This window comes from Vibrio sp. YT-16, assembly GCF_033337405.1.
In the GTDB taxonomy this organism is placed as follows: domain Bacteria; phylum Pseudomonadota; class Gammaproteobacteria; order Enterobacterales; family Vibrionaceae; genus Vibrio; species Vibrio alginolyticus.
Genome location: NZ_JAWOQQ010000159.1, coordinates 1 through 1,042, shown reverse-complemented (window position 1 = coordinate 1,042; position 1,042 = coordinate 1). Strand labels below are relative to the sequence as shown.

At 44.9% G+C, this 1,042-nt stretch carries 1 protein-coding gene; it reads left to right on the top strand.

Annotated elements, in window-relative coordinates:
• Positions 1 to 230 precede the first annotated feature (230 nt).
• On the top strand, positions 231 to 1,042 hold an 812-nt coding region (gene nadE, locus R7F07_RS25455; RefSeq protein ID WP_318110702.1), incomplete at its 3' end, for an ammonia-dependent NAD(+) synthetase.

The window sequence follows — 1,042 nt, the reverse complement described above, 5'->3', positions numbered from 1 at the left end:
TTTTTCATATCCGGTGATTACCTGGTTGAAGAGAGTTTTCTAATCTGATGATTTCGGTATGATACTACTAATCTTTAGAGCTTTTGACACTAAAGCGACGTTTACGAGCCTTAATTGAATGGTTTATCACCATTTTAGCTCGATAACGACGTCACACTGTTTGATCTTTGGTGAATGACCACTCGAAGCAGTTTTTGTGTCTAAGATATTTGCAGGAAAAGGAACCCTAAATGGAACAATCCATCCGTGACGAAATGCGTGTATTGCCGTCAATTGACCCGCATTTCGAAATTGAACGCCGTATTGCTTTTATTAAGCGCAAGCTACAAGAAGCAGGTTGTAAGTCACTTGTGCTTGGCATCAGTGGCGGTGTTGACTCAACCACGTTAGGTCGCCTTGCCCAACTTGCTGTAGACCAACTTAACGAAGAAACTGGCAGCAACGATTACCAGTTTATCGCAGTACGTCTGCCTTACGGTGAGCAAAAAGACGAAGATGAAGCGCAATTGGCGTTGTCATTCATTAAACCTACGCATTCTGTCTCTGTGAACATCAAACAAGGTGTTGATGGTATGCATGCCGCTTCTAATATCGCACTAGAAGGCACAGGGCTAATGCCAGAAGACGCGGCAAAAGTAGACTTTGTAAAAGGTAACGTAAAAGCACGTGCTCGTATGATCGCTCAATACGAGATCGCCGGTTACGTCGGTGGCTTGGTGTTAGGTACTGACCACTCTGCAGAAAACATCACTGGTTTCTATACCAAATTTGGTGATGGCGCGTGTGACCTTGCCCCTCTGTTTGGTTTGAACAAACGTCAAGTGCGCGAAGTAGCCGCAACTTTGGGCGCGCCAGAGGTGTTAGTGAAGAAAGTGCCAACCGCAGACCTAGAAGAACTGGCTCCGCAGAAAGCAGATGAAGATGCACTAAACCTAACTTATGAGCAGATTGACGACTTCTTGGAAGGTAAACCAGTTTCTCAACAAGTTGTCGATCGTTTGGTTTCGATTTACAAAGCAACTCAGCACAAGCGTCAGCCAAT